A 15561-nucleotide genomic window follows, 5' to 3' on the forward strand; every position below is an offset into this window, starting at 1 on the left:
CATTAATAAGCTATAGCTTTACAGCATTTCCTATGGCTCTACTCTCTTCTGCCGCCTCTAGAAATCTAATGACTTCAATAGACTGCTCGAATGGAAGGCTCGATTGACCGGATACAAACATAGGAATGACCTGCTCCAATAAATCTGCATAGAACGGCTTTCCTGAACTTGCTGCATCCACGTAATCACTTCCATGGGTACGATGAATCAATGCCCCAAACTTGTAATTCCCTTCTCGGTTTCCACGCACAGTACCCAATCGTCCATCGTTCCAAGTTCCTATGATCAGGTCATGCCCTTCTGTTGAGGTCACCGCTACTTCTCTGCAGCCAGACCCCATAATGGCGTAGAGCATTTCAGCTGCATGAATCCCATACCAAAAATAACGAGATTGAGTGTCCTCAATCTCCATGGGTCCATGTACATCAGCTCCAATGATAATGCCCTTCTCTTCCTTGAGCCGCTCTTCACTTAAACTGGCCGCATAACGCAAAGAAGAAGAGCTCATGACTGGAATGGCATGTCTCTTCGCAATTCTACCGATTTCGTCCGCTTCAGATGACCGAAGGGCTAGCGGTTTATCAATAAATACAGGCTTACCGTAAGAAGCTATTTTTCGGAATAAATCCAAGTGAACCCGTCCATCCGCAGCTATGAGCATCATGGCATCACTATGCTCTGCTACCTCTTCTGGAGTTTCCACAATCTGAACACCGTACTGTTCCTGAATATCCTTGGTAAATCCATCGACCCGCGAAATACTCAGATGAAAATCAGGTGACCCACCCGGATATGCCAGAGTTACTTGGGCTCCAGGGACATGAAAGGGCTCCTCTGTATCATGAAGCAGTCTTGTAAATGCAATTGCATGTGAAGTATCAAGGCCAATTAATCCGATCCGAAGAGAGGTCACTTTGTTTCGTCCTCCTTCTGCGTACTCTTTACGCCCTTCTGATTCACATTCTTGCTTCCCTTTCCATACAGATCCTTCAATATCTTCTTCCCTGTAGGGGTCTGTGCAAGTCCACCTTGAGCGGTCTCCCTGTGCTTCGCAGGCATTGCGGTCCCGACTTCAAGCATCACCCCAACCACTTCGTCAGAAGGAATGACGCTACGAACACCAGCCAGTGCCATATCGGTAGCAGCAAGGGCTGACACGGCGCCGAATCCGTTTCTTACGATGCACGGAATCTCAACGAGACCTCCGACTGGATCACATATTAACCCTAAGGAATTCTTAAGCGCAAGACCGACAGCATGTACCGCCTGCTCCGGTGTCCCACCTCTCAGCTCTGTAAGTGCACCAGCAGCCATACCAATGGCTGAACCCACCTCAGCCTGACAACCACCCTCCGCGCCTGAGATGAATGAATTGTTCGCGATAACATATCCGATCGCCCCTGCACAGAACAATCCCATAATAAGATGCTGATCATCCCAATGGAATCGTTCCTGCGAACTGACAAATACACCCGGTATAATACCGCATGATCCAGCCGTAGGGGTCGCAATAATTCTACCCATAGAGGCATTTACTTCAGAGACAGAAAGAGCGTAGGCAAGCGCGGTACAGGCTTCCGTACCAAGGGAAGCTGTCCCGCTCAGCATGTATTCACTGATACGAACAGCATCACCGCCGGTTAATCCACTTCGGGATGGAACAGGCTCGTGAATGCCACGATGTACTGCTTCCTTCATAATGTTGTAATAGTCCGCCATTTGCTTAAAGATTTCCTCTTCGCTTTTTCCCGATTCCTTAGCCTGCTCACTTAGCATCAGCTGCCCGATCGTAACTCCATCCTCACGGCAGCATTCGATTAGCTGTTGTAGTGTAGAGAACTTCATTCTGCACCCTCCTCTGACGTCAAATCCGCAAAGACGACTCGATGAACATGACCTAAACCACGAATATGCTCCATGAGATCATTAGGCACCGCTTCGTCAGTCTCCACAACCGTAATAGCTTCTCCACCTCGGCCCTTTCGATCCACATCCATATATCCGATATTGACCCCACCGCTACCAAGAATTTTGGTAATGTGAGCAACCATACCCGGTGTATCTTGATGGAATACAACCAAGACCGGATAATTCATCGTAAATTTCACATCAAATCCGTTTACTCCTAAGATTTCAACATTACCGCCTCCAATCGAAGCACCAACCACGACATCTTCCCGGCCGTTGTCATCTTTCAGCTTCAATAAGACCGTATTGGGATGAAAGGCTACGTTCTGAGCTGTCTTGAAGGTCAACTTCATTCCTGCCTCTTCCGCAAGCGTAATGGAATCACGAATACGCATATCATCCGTAGCAAAATCCATTAAACCACCGACCACCGCCAGATCGGTCCCATGCCCCCGGTAAGTGTCGGCAAAAGAACCATAGAACACGATTTCTGTTTGAGTGGGAAACGCTCCAAAAATGCGCCGCGCTGCCCTACCTATTCGAACAGCGCCCGCCGTATGGGAGCTGGACGGACCTACCATACTCGGTCCAATAATTGAGAACACATCTTTAAAACGCACAGCGTTTCCCCCGTTCATCTTGGTGTTTAGATTGGCCTTCTACTCAGCCAACCAATCATTCAAGTGCTCTTTAACAAAATCATCATCATTCAGATGAGGATAATCTCTGTACACACGATCAATTTCTGCGGATTGACCCGGTGATAATGTTTCATTCGGGTTCAAACACCATATTCCTTCAAGCAAGCCCTGTCTTCGAAGAACTTCATGAATACCTGGAATACAGCCATGGAATTGGTGTGCCGGATCGAAGAAGGCCGCGTTACTATCGGTGACCTCAACATTTCTTATTAACCATTCTGGAGCAATAGCCCCTCCGCGAACCTGTTTAATTTCTTCTAGCAACTCCACTGCTTTACTTGTCCACACGGCCCAATGACCGAGCAGGCCTCCGATAATAGGCTTCTCAACGATTTGGCCATCTACATGGAAACGATACGTAGTGAGCAGATCAATGATGATATTATCATCATTTCCCGTATACAGGGAAATGTCATCCCGTCTGCTGGAATAGCACACAGCCCGCACCACATCAATCGTTTGGTATCGGTTAAATGGTGCCATTTTGATCGCTACAATATTCGGAATCTCGGCAAATTGACGCCAGAAATCAAAGCTAAAGATTTTGCCGCCAACTGAAGGCTGCAGATAGAACCCGATCACAGGCATGATTGCCGCAATCTGCTCTGTTCTCTTTAGTATGTCCTCTTCGCTTAAATCTGAAAGACCTCCCATGCTTAGCAGTGCAGCATCATACCCCAGATTACGAGCAATATGCGCTTCATTCACCGCTTGTTCTGTCGGTCCGCAGACGCCTGCCACCATAATAAAAGGTCGATCCAGTTTCGCACGCTTTACTTCTTCTGCTGCAAGACGAAGAACGGGTTCATAAAGGTCAATTCCTTTATCGCGAATTTCGAACTGGGTGGAGTGTACACCAACGGCAATTCCGCCTGCGCCGGATGCAGCATAGTACCTTGTCAGTGCACGTTGGCGTCTCTCATCGAGCTTGCGGTTAGCATCTAGCGCAAGCGGATGCGCTGGAATAACAAGACCTTCTGCAAGTGCCTTTGCTTTCTCTGAGGACAATCGATTCCATCCGCTCATTTAGAATTTCCCCTTTCTCTCTTGAAAGTGGGTTGGCTTATTCCATGTATCTCCACCCGATTTCACCCATTCTGCTGTCCAATCGATCATCTGCAATAATGAGACTTTAGGATAACCGAATAACTGGTGTGACTTTGAAGCATTGTTCAGCAGTGCCGTCTCCGATTCTGTCCCTGTAAAATTCACTTCTTTCCCTATCCGTTTAGCCAATTCCTCTGCAGCCCAGCGGATTGACATCGTCTCCGGACCCGTTATATTCATGATTTCCGGTGGGTTACTACAGTGTTTCAGGCAACGAAGTGCCATCTCATTCGCGTCCCCCTGCCAGATTATGTTCGCGTGTCCCATCGTAAGATCTATTGGACGACCTTCATGAATAGATTTAGCGAGCTCAAGCAGGACTCCATAACGCATATCAATCGCGTAATTCAGACGATAGATCGTCATGGGCGTCTTATGCTGATGAGCAAAATATTCAAATACTCGCTCTCTGCCGAGACAAGACTGCGCATATTCACCTAGTGGCTCGGGCGATACCCCTTCATTCACGCCGCCACTACCTACCGATGAAAACGGATACACGTTTCCTGATGAAAAGATAACAATTCTTGAATGTTTATATTTCTCTGCCACTCGGCCCGGAAGATAAGCATTCATAGCCCATGTGAAATGTTCACGGCCTGTTGTACCAAATTTATTCCCTGCCATGTAGATCACATTCTGTGCATCCGGTAGTTTCTGTAGCTCTTCATCATTCAACAAGTCGCATGAAATCGTTACTATTCCGGCTTCATCCAGCTCCCGTCTAGCCTCTGCATTCGTAAACCTAGAAACTCCGATTATTCGTTTATTCAATCCGCCTTCTTTGACAGCATTGGCAGCCAGTCGCGCAAGACTTGGCCCCATCTTTCCACCGACACCTAGAATGAGGATATCTCCTTCAATTGTACTCAAATCAGCAATTAGTTGTTCTGATGGCTCAGCAAGCTTTGCTTCTAATTCCGCAACCGTTCTCATGTCCATTCATCTCCTTCTGATTACGTTTCCCCTTCATCATAACGAGTGAATGTATATAAGGACAAATCTTTAAATCGTCTTTAAATAGAGAACCCTGAGAGTATGATTTACCGATACTTATCCCCTAAACATTTAAGGACAAAGACTAAGCTTGATCATCATTCTTTATGTAAAAAAGTGAATCGGAATATTTGTCTCGGTCTACCGCGGGGAACTTTCTCAAGTCCTGATATCTCTACCAGATGGTTATCAATCCAGAGCAGAAGCAGGCGATGTGCGCTTCGCACAGTTATGTCGAGCAGGTTGGCCAGCTCATGCACCTTGTATTCATATTTGCCAAAACGGGCACGCTGATGAAGCAGCTTACTAAGGTAGGCACTTGTCATTCCAGCATCCTCTGCATACTTGATGAGGGATGCATCCGTAGAAGATAAGACGTCTTGAACAGGGTCTGCCATCTCCAATGGACCGATCAAGTTGCCGTCCTCACGGACAATAAAGCAAGCGTTCCCCCCTGCCTCCTTCGCCTTTCTCATGGCAATTCGCGCACTTGTACCTGCAGCGCTTGCTGTGCGCCCGAATCCCATCCCGATACTGAGCGATATTCCATGCGTCTTATTCACGTCTTTGGCCAGAGGAATTGTCTTATATCCACCCGTCTCCCGCTCGAAGATCCCGCGGGTTGTAAAGAACAGGTACTCATCTCCACCCATATGAGTGAGATATCCATCTAAAGATTCCACATAATCGAGCACCATGCGGTGAATGTCCAGCTTCAGCTTCTGTACTTCATGTTCGTTATTTCGTCTCAGCGCTTGTGTGCCAAAATCATCTACGTTAATCATTCCGACAACAATCTGCCCTTCCTTGTTCCGGCGTGAGGTTGTAGACAATAATGCTCTTTCCAAAGATACAATGATATCTTGCTCTGAAGGAAGCAGCCATACATTGGGTATTCCCTTATTCGTAAGCGCGTTTGCTACCGACACCATACCTGTAAAGGCGATAGAACACTTCCCCGAATGGTAGTTCGTCTCATGAAAGGATATCAGATTCATGATGGAAGCATAGGCGGGTCCGTCATAAATCAAGCTCTCTAAGGTCATAATATCCATATCTTTAAGTGTTCGTCTTACCATCAGTTCGGTCAATGTATCTACAGAAATGCCCGTCTTAAGCTGTCCAGATCCCTGCGCAAAGAAGAGCGCTTTATATAATCCAGCATCCGTTACCGGAACATGATGCACAGGCATCCTCAGCTTCGTATTCTCTTTCACTTTACGATGGGACAAGGGGTCTGAGAGGAGCAGCACTTCAACATCGCCACTAACCTGTTCCGCAAGGATTGGTGCCTCGTCTTCATGCTCAAACACAAGCGGTACAGGTGCAAAAGAAGGAAATGTATCAATGACCTTCATCATCTTATCCACGATTCCTTTAGGTCCAATTATTCCGATGCGAATCTGCTCAACATGATTTCTATCTGTCATAGACAGCACGCTCCTGCTAAATTCCCTATTTAGATTACTGCCACTAACAAGCAGTAACATCTACCTAAATCATACCTCTTCATAAAGTTTTGGCAAGTTATAGAAATCAATCGATAGATCTGCATAAAAAAGCACCCTAATAGGTGCTTTAAATTATAAATTCTTCTGACCACTCCTATATCGAGAGGACGAGGATGCTGTAATTATGATTCCGATACAACCGTGAATCGTTCATTCACATGCTCTGAACGCTCAATTTCATCTAGAACTGCAATTGCATAGTCCGCATAACTAACATAACTTTGACCTTTAGAGTTTACAAGCAGATGATCTTTTCCAGCCTCATAAGCTCCCGTTCTTTGGCCTTCAGGATCGAAAAATGCAGAAGGGCTAATAAATGTCCATTGAATACCTTCAGATTGCTGTAAATCCTTCAAGTTCTGTCCTTGGTTCTGAGCGGTCGGCAAGAATTCCCTCGGGAAATCTGGTGTATCCATCACCCGTACGGTTTTTGCTTCGTCAACGAACAAGCTACCCGCACCACCGACAACGATCAACCGTGTCCCTGAAACACCTTGTAGACCTTCAATCAGCAATCTACCCAATTTCACATGTTGAGACTCATTACCAGGTGTTGCTCCAAAGGCATTCACAACCACGTCATAACTTGTCAGGTCATCCGAGGTAAGCTCGAAAATATCCTTTTCGATAACAAGAACCTCATGATCCGTAATTTTGGCCCCATCTCGAACAATCCCTGTCACTTCATGCCCTCTTTCAAGAGCCTCTTTCAAAATTTGTGAACCTGCTTTGCCACTAGCACCAATAATAGCAATTTTCATAAGTAATTCCTCCATTTGATTAACATTCGGTGTAACGTTGTAACTTACATCATTACAACAATATCAAAAAAAATTAGTTGGCTGCTTTTTGAATTTCAGATGTCAGTCCTTGTACTAAATCGCTTAAACGTACTTCTTTCAGCACATTCTCCATGGCGTCTTGGGCCCGAATTAAAATGATGTTTAGAACCGTCTCTATATTGGCCCCAACAGGGCACTGTGGGTTCGGCGCATCATGAAAGTGAAAAAGCTCTCCCTCTTCCACAACCTCAACCGCTCGGTAAATGTCTAGTAAGCTAATATCCTCAGGTTCTCTGATCAGATATGCTCCTCCTGCGCCCGCACGAACGTTAACTAGACCTGCTCTCTTTAATTTCCCTAGAACGTTACGTATGACGACCGGATTCGTATTCACGCTGCCTGCAATCCATTCAGATGTACAGTGGGCATCCCTCGACATATGAATAAGCGATAAACTGTGTACAGCGACTGTAAATCGACTGCTAATTTTCATGATTTTGTTACACCCTTTCGATGTAACCATTATAATTACAACGAGATCTAAATGCAAGATCTTTTAGAATCCAGCTATTCTACTTACATCAAATAAAAATTAACCCAAGCAAAAGATCACATTCATACAACCATATTCTTATATTAGCTAGATGTCATCGGCTCATTAGAGTACTTCCGCGATTCGGATTCATTCTCTACAAAAATCCTCTGGGACGGACAAGCAAGCTTAATTCCTTCCTCCTCTAGTACTTTCAGAATCATCCAATTGATATCCTGTCGAACAAATTCCTGCCCCAAATCCCCCTTTATTTCATCGCAGTGCCCCTATCTGTATTACTGGTGTACAATGTCATGTGGGAGGCGCTACCTTATGACAAAACAACATCTTAAAGATGCCTTATTACTCATTGCAGGATCTCTATTATTCGCTATTGGAATCAACTACTTCTCTATACCCAATCGGTTATCTGAGGGTGGCATTATCGGAATCACCGTCGTTACATACTATTTATTTGAATGGTCTCCGAGTGTGGTCAACTTTATATTGAATGGAGTTTTACTAGCCATCGGCTACCGTTATTTCGACAAAAAAACTACGATTTACACCTTAACCTCTATCATATTAACGTCTGTATTTCTCCGGTTAACGGAATTTCTTGAGGTTGCCCCTCACGCAGATACACTTCTTGCCGCACTATTTGCAGGTCTGTTCGTCGGTCTCGGACTTGGACTCATATTCCGCACCGGTGGTACATCAGGGGGCTCTGCTATCTTGGCGCGGCTGGCTAATTCCTTCTGGGGGTGGAGCCTCGGTAAAGGCATGTTGATCATTGACGTTGCCGTCATTTTAGGCTCCGTGCTCATCATCGGTCAGGAAAAAGCCATGTACACACTCATTGCCGTGTATGTAGGTGCTAAGATTATCGACTTCATGGTGGAAGGGTTAAACGAACGCGTTGCCGTACTTATCATTTCCAACCAACCTGACCAAGTGTTGCAGAGCATTACGACCACCATGTCTAGAGGACTGACAATTCTTGAAGGGCGCGGTGGTTATACCGGATCCAGCAAAGAGGTGTTATATATCGTCATCAGTAAACAAGAAGTCGTTCAACTAAAGAACATGGTGTCCGATATTGACGAGCATGCCTATGTAACGATCCATAATGTTCATGAACTCATAGGTAAGGGGTATAAAGCAAGCAGTACAAAAGTTTAAACTTGAGTTCACTCATAGATTTGTATATATACAAAAGCAGTCGACAAACAGGAAGCATTGTCGACTGCTTTTATTTATTGGTTATTTAATGACAACCTCAATGTTCATAAGCCTTGTGCTTCGTGCCACACGTTCTAGCTGCATTTGTAAGATGGATTGTACAGGTGTAATAACGAAGATTACTTTATGAAATCCGGTTTCTCTGTATCTTCTAAACGACCCTTGCAGTTTCTCCACCTCTCCTGGTGTAAGTAAATCCATTCCTTTACAATCTACCTTGAGCACGTATTGCTTCCCGTCAAGAGAAGAGGTTTTGGCAAGGTAATCCTGTACAAAGTCCTCGTACTCTTGCGCTTTAAATGTTCCTCGAATAATCATTTCTACCGTCTTCATTTCTTCACGAATTAAGATGCTAAAGGGTCGATCCATCATTGTAACATCTCCTCCCCTTCTCCCCTGCTGAATCTTTCACTCTAATTCACGTCCCTAAATAAAGCTTAACCGATCGCTGTAAAGGAATAAAGTGTATGGTTCATTGTATCAAAAAGTCATACTCTTATATTAGAATAGAACTTAGATTAACAGGCTCTTCATGCAGGAGGTGCGCTTCAAGATGCAAAGCATTCATGTGGATCTCGCTAGCTCCTTACCACAGGGACAGATGGACCTGAGTCTATTATTCTTCGGCAAAGAAATATGTGCTCCTGGCCACTCTTGGGGTCCTGGGCTTCGAGATAGTTACATTATTCATTACATCCACAGTGGCAGAGGGGTCTTTTCCATCAACGAGGAAACTTATCATCTGCAGACAGGGCAAGGATTCCTTATTCCTCCAGGTAAAGTGGTATACTATCGTGCTGATGAACAAGACCCGTGGATCTACTCTTGGTTCGGATTTCGTGGGCTTCATGCCAAGTCTCTCTTACAGAGATCACATTTGTCATCAGAGCATCCGATCTTCCAAATTGACAACAGACAAGAAACGCTGGGCCCTTCCAGCTTTGAAACCTATCACGACGAACTCATGGAAATCAGCAGGGAGCGCATGCGAGATGTGCTTGGTCTAAGCATTCTATACCGCCTGATGGCAGAGCTTATTCAACACTCTCCTGAATCATCAGCCCAATCTAAGCCTTCGGTCTCCAAGGAGATCTATGTGCAGCAAGCGATAGAATTTATAGAGAACAACTATAGCCAGAAAATTAGCGTGATGGATATCGCACATTTCGTCGGTCTTGACAGGACTTATTTATCTGGACTTTTCAAGGCTCAATTCGGGTCATCCCTCCAAAATTTCCTGCTTGAATACCGGATGAATCGTGCTGCTGAACTACTCAAGAATAAAGAGTTATCCATTAGTGATATATCTAGATCCGTTGGCTATAATGATCCATTCCTGTTCTCCAAAATGTTCAAAAAGGTTACTGGCCTATCACCTCGAAACTCCAGAATAACCTTAGAGAGCTAAGCAAGCTTTCTTCCTCTAGACATGACTAAACCACTCCAACTTCTTTCCGTTGGAGTGGTCATATATTAGCTTTTCTTATCTACCAACCAAAATCAAGCGTCTTCCCTGTTTCTGCATACGTTTTAATACTACTTAGAATCATCCACCATGCATCAGCTGCTTTTTCATATGAGGGGTGCCCCTCTGTAAAGTGATCATTAACAAGGGTCAGCTTCGTACAATTCCCTACCATATCCAGTGTGAATGTCATCCTCGACTCAAGCTCTGCGTGATTCGAATGATAAGCAGGTCCGGGGTGCTCGATAAGACTCAGCTTCTGTTGCGGCTCATAGGCCACCACTGTACCATATACATGAACCGTATCATCACCCTCAGCTCCTGGACCCACATACTCAAACGGCTCGCCAACCACAAAGGATGATTTCAGGACTGAGCCGAAAAACGAACTCCGTGTGCCTTCAGGGGAAACCAGCGTATCCCATACTTTCTCCTTATCCGCATTAATATAGAAATCATACTTCAGTTCCACAAGATCGACTCCTTTTTCATAAAAGAATACGTTCACTAGACTCTTTTTACGTTGATAAGATGAGTATATCCTATTAAATAGTGCGAGTATTGTAAAAACGCGACAATACCACAAGGTTAGGAGAATCGGTTATGGCCACTTATCCACCCCAACCCAGCTTGGGCGTATTGAACCTAAGAGAGAACGGTAGCCACAAATTCAATCTTACTCGTCACAATCCTTCCGAAACATTCCGCCCGTTTATTAAGCATTATTGGATGATTCATTGGGACTTAACTGGGATGCCTCCACATGATCAGGATGTCGTTCCTAATCCTTGTGTCAATCTCGTTGTAGAACCTGGTAAAACAGCGATTTATGGCGTTTCCAAAGGCGTTCATTCGCATCATCTGGAGGGTAAAGGATTTGTATTTGGTATTAAGTTTAAGCCTGGGGGATTTTATCCTTTTTTTAGAAAGCCTATTTCTAGTCTTACAGGTAAATCCATTGGAACTGTAGACGTACTCCATATCGACTCTACAGTAATGGAGGAACGTGTCCTAACACAACAAGAACCGGAGCGTATGGTAACGAATATCGAGCAATTACTCTTCCCTATCCTGCCTACACCTGACAATACGGTGAATCTTATCAATCGGATTATAGATCATATTATCCAGAACCCTGATCTCACTTCCGTTGAACAGATATGTGAGTTTGCCCAGTTAAACAAAAGATCACTTCAACGCATGTTCAGCCAGTATGTTGGTGTGCACCCCAAATGGGTCATCAAGCTGTATCGGCTGCAACATGCAGCTGAGAGATTGGATTACAAGACATACGATGATCTTGTAAAATTGTCTATGGATCTGGGTTACTATGACCAGTCTCATTTCATTAGGGATTTTAAATCCATAGTGGGCAAAACACCGGAGGAGTACATGCGCAACCCTCATTAATCGAACAAAAAATGATGAGTTGACATTCCACCGAATTGTAATACATAATGTATATGAGTAATTGCTCATATATAAATATAAGTCTGGAGGAAATAAAGATGAGTCATTCACACAGTCATGATCATCACGGACACGACCACGGACATCAGCATACACATGGATTTGGAGGCAAGAATAACGCCAAAGGACTTATCATCGCCCTTGTTATTACTGCAAGCATTATGGTTTTAGAATTTTTTGGAGGACTGATTACGAACAGTCTGGCACTTCTCTCCGATTCTGGACATATGCTTAGTGATGCTGGAGCGCTTGTTCTCAGTCTGGTAGCGATGTGGTTCGCCACTAGACCCGCTTCACCCAATAAGACTTATGGATTTTACCGGTTTGAGATTTTAGCCGCGCTTTTCAACGGAATTTCGCTCTTTATTATTGCCGGATTTATTTGCTGGGAAGCATACCAGCGGTTCACAGAACCTCCTACTGTCGCCAGCGGCTCTATGATGCTAATTGCATCCATTGGACTTCTTGCTAATCTGCTCAGCGCATGGTCCTTAACTCGGAAGAGTGATATCCATTCCAATATTAATGTCCGAAGTGCATATCTTCATGTTATCGGAGATGCTCTAGGCTCTGTCGGAGCCATTGTAGCCGGACTTCTCATGTGGGCGTTCGGGTGGTATATTGCCGATCCAATCGTCAGCGTCTTTGTTGCCCTACTCATCTTGAAGGGAGCATGGAATGTGATCAAAACGACCATTCACGTACTCATGGAAGGTACACCAGCTACGATAGATCAGCAGCAAGTGACTCAAACCCTGAAGAATATTGACGGTGTTACAAATGTCCATGATCTGCACATCTGGACCATCACCTCAGGACTCGACTCCCTGAGCTGTCATCTCGTCATTGAGGATCATGTGGATAGTCAGCAGGTACTTCAACAGGCAATAACGTTAATCGAAGAGAAATTTAAGATACAACACACCACCATTCAAGTTGAACAATCGCATATTGCCCATGCCGAATTCAAAGTATGAGACGGCCTTTATATAAAAAAAACGCCAGCTTAGGTAAGCTGGCGTTTTTTTCAGTTCAGTGGGAGATGTATTTTTACAGTCGTACCTTCCCCTACTGTACTTGAGATAAGCATATGACCCTTATGGGTATTCAGAATTTTCTGAACGATCATCATACCAAGCCCATTGCCCTCCGACTTCGTCGTATGGAATGGCTCACCAATCCGCTGCAGCACTTCTTCTGTCATGCCTGATCCATTATCTACGAAGGATATAACCTGATAACCGCGCTCTTCATACAGCATGATATCAATATTGCCACCGAAAGGGAGTGCTTCTATCGAGTTCTTCAATATATTCAAAAAGATCTGTTTGATCTGATTCCGATCACATGTAATCACCGGACTTTGGACACATTCTGTCCGAATCACTACGTGATTAAGTGCAGCCTGAATTCCAAATACACTCAATACCTCTCTTAATATGGTGTCACACTGTTCTTGCTTGAAATGAATGGCCTGCGGTTTACCAAGAATCAAAAATTCCCCAACGATAAGGTTCATTCGCTCAATCTCAGACATGATTAATTTATAATGACGCAGATTCGCATCCTGATTGGACAGCTGGAGCATGCCCTTTACTGTAGTTAAAGGATTCCGCACCTCATGTGCAATACTCACCGCAATCTGGCCCGCAAAGACTAATTTCTCTGTATTCCTTAGCACTTCCTCTGTGTTCTTCATCTCGGTAATGTCACGCAGGCTTCCCGCAACTCGGGTCAAGACACCGTAATGATTATATACAGGAAGAACATCAAGGATATAGTAGCGCACATTTCCATTGTCCGTTATCAGTATCTCTTCACCTACGACCTGAGTCTGATGTTCAATGACGTGGCTGAAGTAACAACCCACTTCATGAATAGCGAATACGGAAGAACCAAGGTAAGCATCTTTATCCTCTGAGCTAAGACTTAATATATTCATACAGATATCATTGATTTGAACAATCTTGCCTTCTACATCTGTAATCATTACACCGTAATAATTCGTATCCAAGAGCATTTGATTCAAAATGTGAAGCTGGCTATTCTGCTTACGAAGCATTAATTCCCGCTCTACGGAGTCAGCGATCGTACGCAGTATTAACATAAGGTGAGGATGAGCTGTCTCCACATCTGTCATGATCGATATCGTGCCTGCAACCGTTTTCTCACCTTGACAATAGAACGGAGCTGAATAACAAGCCAGCTGCTGAAGAAAATCGTGATAATGATCTGGGCCGATTAATTGGAAGGCGCGCTGGCTGCGAAGACATAGATCCATGGAGTTCGTTCCAGCGTCTTCATTGAATCGTACTCCCGGTTCAATACCAAGCCCTTTCACCTCATTTATAATAGAAGAACTTCCCATGACCTCGAGGATATAACCTTGGTAATCCGTAACTGAAATGACGATTGAAGAATCGGATACAGACGCCAGAAACTTATCAACGAAGAAGTGAATAACCTCAATGCAGTCCATATACAGCTTCTGTCTTGCAACTAGTTGTTCATAAGTAAAACGATCAGTGAGTATCGGCACTTGATCTGGTGCCATCCCCATGTCTCTACATTTTCGTTTGGATTCCCGTATAATCTCTTCATCCGTTAAATCTATGTATGAGCTTTCCACGTGACATACCTCATTTATCATGCTGTATATTTATTAGTCCATATTTTTCTATTCTAACATCCTTATGTCTATAGTTCATTATCATTCTTATGATCTTTTTACTTAGAATTTATATATGAGAATCATGTTTCCTCCTGCAATTGTGCTTTTGCCTAGTACATTTAACCGAACCCTTGCTCTTACGATGAATACAATGTTGTTAAATCCCTGATAGAAAGGAGCGGTTCTATGTCTCAAGCAAATCTTCCAAATATTACTCCTACTATTACAGTCACTAGAGAAGACGCTATTAATCTAATCCTATCCTCCATAGCTCTTGAGGAATTAGGATTAAGCCATATACTAAACGCTGAAGGAGAGAAACTGCAATACGTTTTAGGTACACTTCCGGGGTTAACTGGACCCCCAGCAACAATTAGCGACCTACTCGCTATTAACCAAAGTGTTCGTGCCACGCTCGACTCTACAGTCAAAAACCAACTGTTCCTTCAATCCAAATTGGATAGTGCATTAGGTGCTTCTGTTCTATTTGGTCCTACCGGTCCTACAGGGCCAACTGGACCTTCAGGAGGTCCTACTGGTCCGACTGGGGCTACTGGAGCTACGGGCGCTACGGGGGCTACTGGTGCCACCGGCGCTACTGGTGCTACTGGTGCTACTGGCGCTACTGGGGCTACGGGCGCTACTGGAGATCCAGGTGCAACTGGCGCTACCGGCGCTACCGGCGCTACTGGCGCTACTGGAGATCCAGGTGCAACTGGCGCTACCGGCGCTACCGGCGCTACTGGCGACGCTGGCGCTACTGGAGCTACTGGGGCTACTGGTGCTACTGGTGCTACTGGTGCTACTGGTGCTACTGGCGCTACTGGGGCTACCGGAGCTACTGGCGCTACTGGAGATCCAGGTGCAACTGGCGCTACCGGCACTACTGGTGCCACTGGAGCTACTGGCGCTACTGGCGACGCTGGTGCTACTGGTGCCACTGGGGCTACTGGCGCTACTGGGGCTACTGGTGCCACTGGAGCCACTGGCGCTACTGGAGCTACTGGTGCTACTGGAGCTACTGGTGCTACTGGGGCTACTGGCGCTACTGGGGCTACTGGCGCTACTGGAGCTACTGGAGCTACTGGCGCTACTGGCGATGCTGGGGCTACTGGTGCCACTGGTGCCACTGGAGCCACTGGTGCCACTGGAGCTACTGGTGCTACTGGCGCTACC

16 protein-coding genes are annotated in these 15561 nt (G+C 45.1%); 5 read left to right on the top strand and 11 right to left on the bottom strand.

Features of this window, described 5'->3' with window-relative positions; all coding sequences use genetic code 11:
- Nucleotides 1-10: 10 nt before the first annotated feature.
- The 8 genes from AC3WJJ_RS17130 to AC3WJJ_RS17165 all read right to left on the bottom strand — a co-directional run bounded on the left by AC3WJJ_RS17130 (nt 11) and on the right by AC3WJJ_RS17165 (nt 7498).
- Complete coding sequence (locus tag AC3WJJ_RS17130; protein WP_492542537.1) at nt 11-913, bottom strand: Gfo/Idh/MocA family protein; 903 nt, start codon at nt 911-913, stop codon at nt 11-13.
- Nucleotides 910-1845: an L-serine ammonia-lyase, iron-sulfur-dependent, subunit alpha gene (gene sdaAA / locus AC3WJJ_RS17135; RefSeq protein WP_492542539.1), complete on the bottom strand. Its 936-nt coding sequence runs from the start codon at nt 1843-1845 to the stop codon at nt 910-912. Before sdaAA ends, AC3WJJ_RS17130 begins: the two co-directional genes overlap by 4 nt.
- Nucleotides 1842-2528, bottom strand: coding sequence for an L-serine ammonia-lyase, iron-sulfur-dependent subunit beta (gene sdaAB / locus AC3WJJ_RS17140; protein ID WP_422659477.1), 687 nt, complete (start codon nt 2526-2528; stop codon nt 1842-1844). Before sdaAB ends, sdaAA begins: the two co-directional genes overlap by 4 nt.
- Nucleotides 2529-2567: 39 nt before the next feature.
- Entirely contained in the window at nt 2568-3635 is a 1068-nt protein-coding gene (locus AC3WJJ_RS17145) for a dihydrodipicolinate synthase family protein (RefSeq protein ID WP_492542542.1), read from the bottom strand.
- The gene (locus tag AC3WJJ_RS17150) at nt 3636-4652 is read right to left on the bottom strand and encodes an NAD-dependent epimerase/dehydratase family protein (protein WP_492542544.1); all 1017 of its coding nucleotides are present in this window, start codon (nt 4650-4652) and stop codon (nt 3636-3638) included. It abuts the gene before it with no gap.
- 158 nt (nt 4653-4810) lie between these two features.
- Nucleotides 4811-6142, bottom strand: coding sequence for a hypothetical protein (locus AC3WJJ_RS17155; RefSeq protein ID WP_492542546.1), 1332 nt, complete (start codon nt 6140-6142; stop codon nt 4811-4813).
- Between the two features lie 203 nt (nt 6143-6345).
- Nucleotides 6346-6984, bottom strand: a complete 639-nt coding sequence (locus AC3WJJ_RS17160) for an NAD(P)-dependent oxidoreductase (protein ID WP_492542548.1) — start codon at nt 6982-6984, stop codon at nt 6346-6348.
- 73 nt (nt 6985-7057) lie between these two features.
- Nucleotides 7058-7498, bottom strand: a complete 441-nt coding sequence (locus AC3WJJ_RS17165; RefSeq protein ID WP_492542550.1) for an Rrf2 family transcriptional regulator — start codon at nt 7496-7498, stop codon at nt 7058-7060.
- Nucleotides 7499-7870: 372 nt separating this feature from the next.
- Between AC3WJJ_RS17165 and AC3WJJ_RS17170 the strand changes: the two genes are divergently transcribed.
- The gene (locus tag AC3WJJ_RS17170; protein WP_492542552.1) at nt 7871-8719 is read left to right on the top strand and encodes a YitT family protein; all 849 of its coding nucleotides are present in this window, start codon (nt 7871-7873) and stop codon (nt 8717-8719) included.
- An 81-nt stretch (nt 8720-8800) separates the two neighbouring features.
- On the opposite strand, the gene AC3WJJ_RS17175 is transcribed toward AC3WJJ_RS17170, so the two are convergent.
- The gene (locus tag AC3WJJ_RS17175) at nt 8801-9148 is read right to left on the bottom strand and encodes a hypothetical protein (RefSeq protein WP_492542554.1); all 348 of its coding nucleotides are present in this window, start codon (nt 9146-9148) and stop codon (nt 8801-8803) included.
- Between the two features lie 184 nt (nt 9149-9332).
- Between AC3WJJ_RS17175 and AC3WJJ_RS17180 the strand changes: the two genes are divergently transcribed.
- Nucleotides 9333-10187 carry an AraC family ligand binding domain-containing protein gene (locus tag AC3WJJ_RS17180; protein ID WP_492542555.1) on the top strand — a complete coding sequence of 285 codons (855 nt, stop codon included), beginning with the start codon at nt 9333-9335 and terminating at the stop codon, nt 10185-10187.
- Nucleotides 10188-10266: 79 nt separating this feature from the next.
- Here the strand turns inward: AC3WJJ_RS17180 and AC3WJJ_RS17185 are convergent, their stop codons facing one another.
- Nucleotides 10267-10716 carry an SRPBCC family protein gene (locus tag AC3WJJ_RS17185; protein WP_492542557.1) on the bottom strand — a complete coding sequence of 150 codons (450 nt, stop codon included), beginning with the start codon at nt 10714-10716 and terminating at the stop codon, nt 10267-10269.
- A 131-nt stretch (nt 10717-10847) separates the two neighbouring features.
- Here AC3WJJ_RS17185 and AC3WJJ_RS17190 point away from each other — a divergent pair, with 131 nt between their 5' ends.
- Both AC3WJJ_RS17190 and AC3WJJ_RS17195 read left to right on the top strand, forming a co-directional pair.
- Nucleotides 10848-11654 (top strand): DUF6597 domain-containing transcriptional factor, encoded by an 807-nt coding sequence (locus tag AC3WJJ_RS17190; RefSeq protein WP_492542559.1) that lies wholly within the window; start codon nt 10848-10850, stop codon nt 11652-11654.
- Nucleotides 11655-11752: 98 nt separating this feature from the next.
- Nucleotides 11753-12691 carry a cation diffusion facilitator family transporter gene (locus AC3WJJ_RS17195; RefSeq protein WP_492542561.1) on the top strand — a complete coding sequence of 313 codons (939 nt, stop codon included), beginning with the start codon at nt 11753-11755 and terminating at the stop codon, nt 12689-12691.
- A gap of 50 nt (nt 12692-12741) precedes the next feature.
- Here AC3WJJ_RS17195 and AC3WJJ_RS17200 read toward each other — a convergent pair whose 3' ends face one another.
- Entirely contained in the window at nt 12742-14343 is a 1602-nt protein-coding gene (locus tag AC3WJJ_RS17200; RefSeq protein WP_492542563.1) for an ATP-binding protein, read from the bottom strand.
- Nucleotides 14344-14571: 228 nt separating this feature from the next.
- Between AC3WJJ_RS17200 and AC3WJJ_RS17205 the strand changes: the two genes are divergently transcribed.
- Nucleotides 14572-15561 (top strand): alpha-helical endospore appendage domain-containing protein (locus tag AC3WJJ_RS17205; RefSeq protein ID WP_492542565.1); only part of this gene is annotated, 990 nt, incomplete at its 3' end.

It is taken from the genome of Paenibacillus sp. FW507-14B1B (assembly GCF_058781425.1).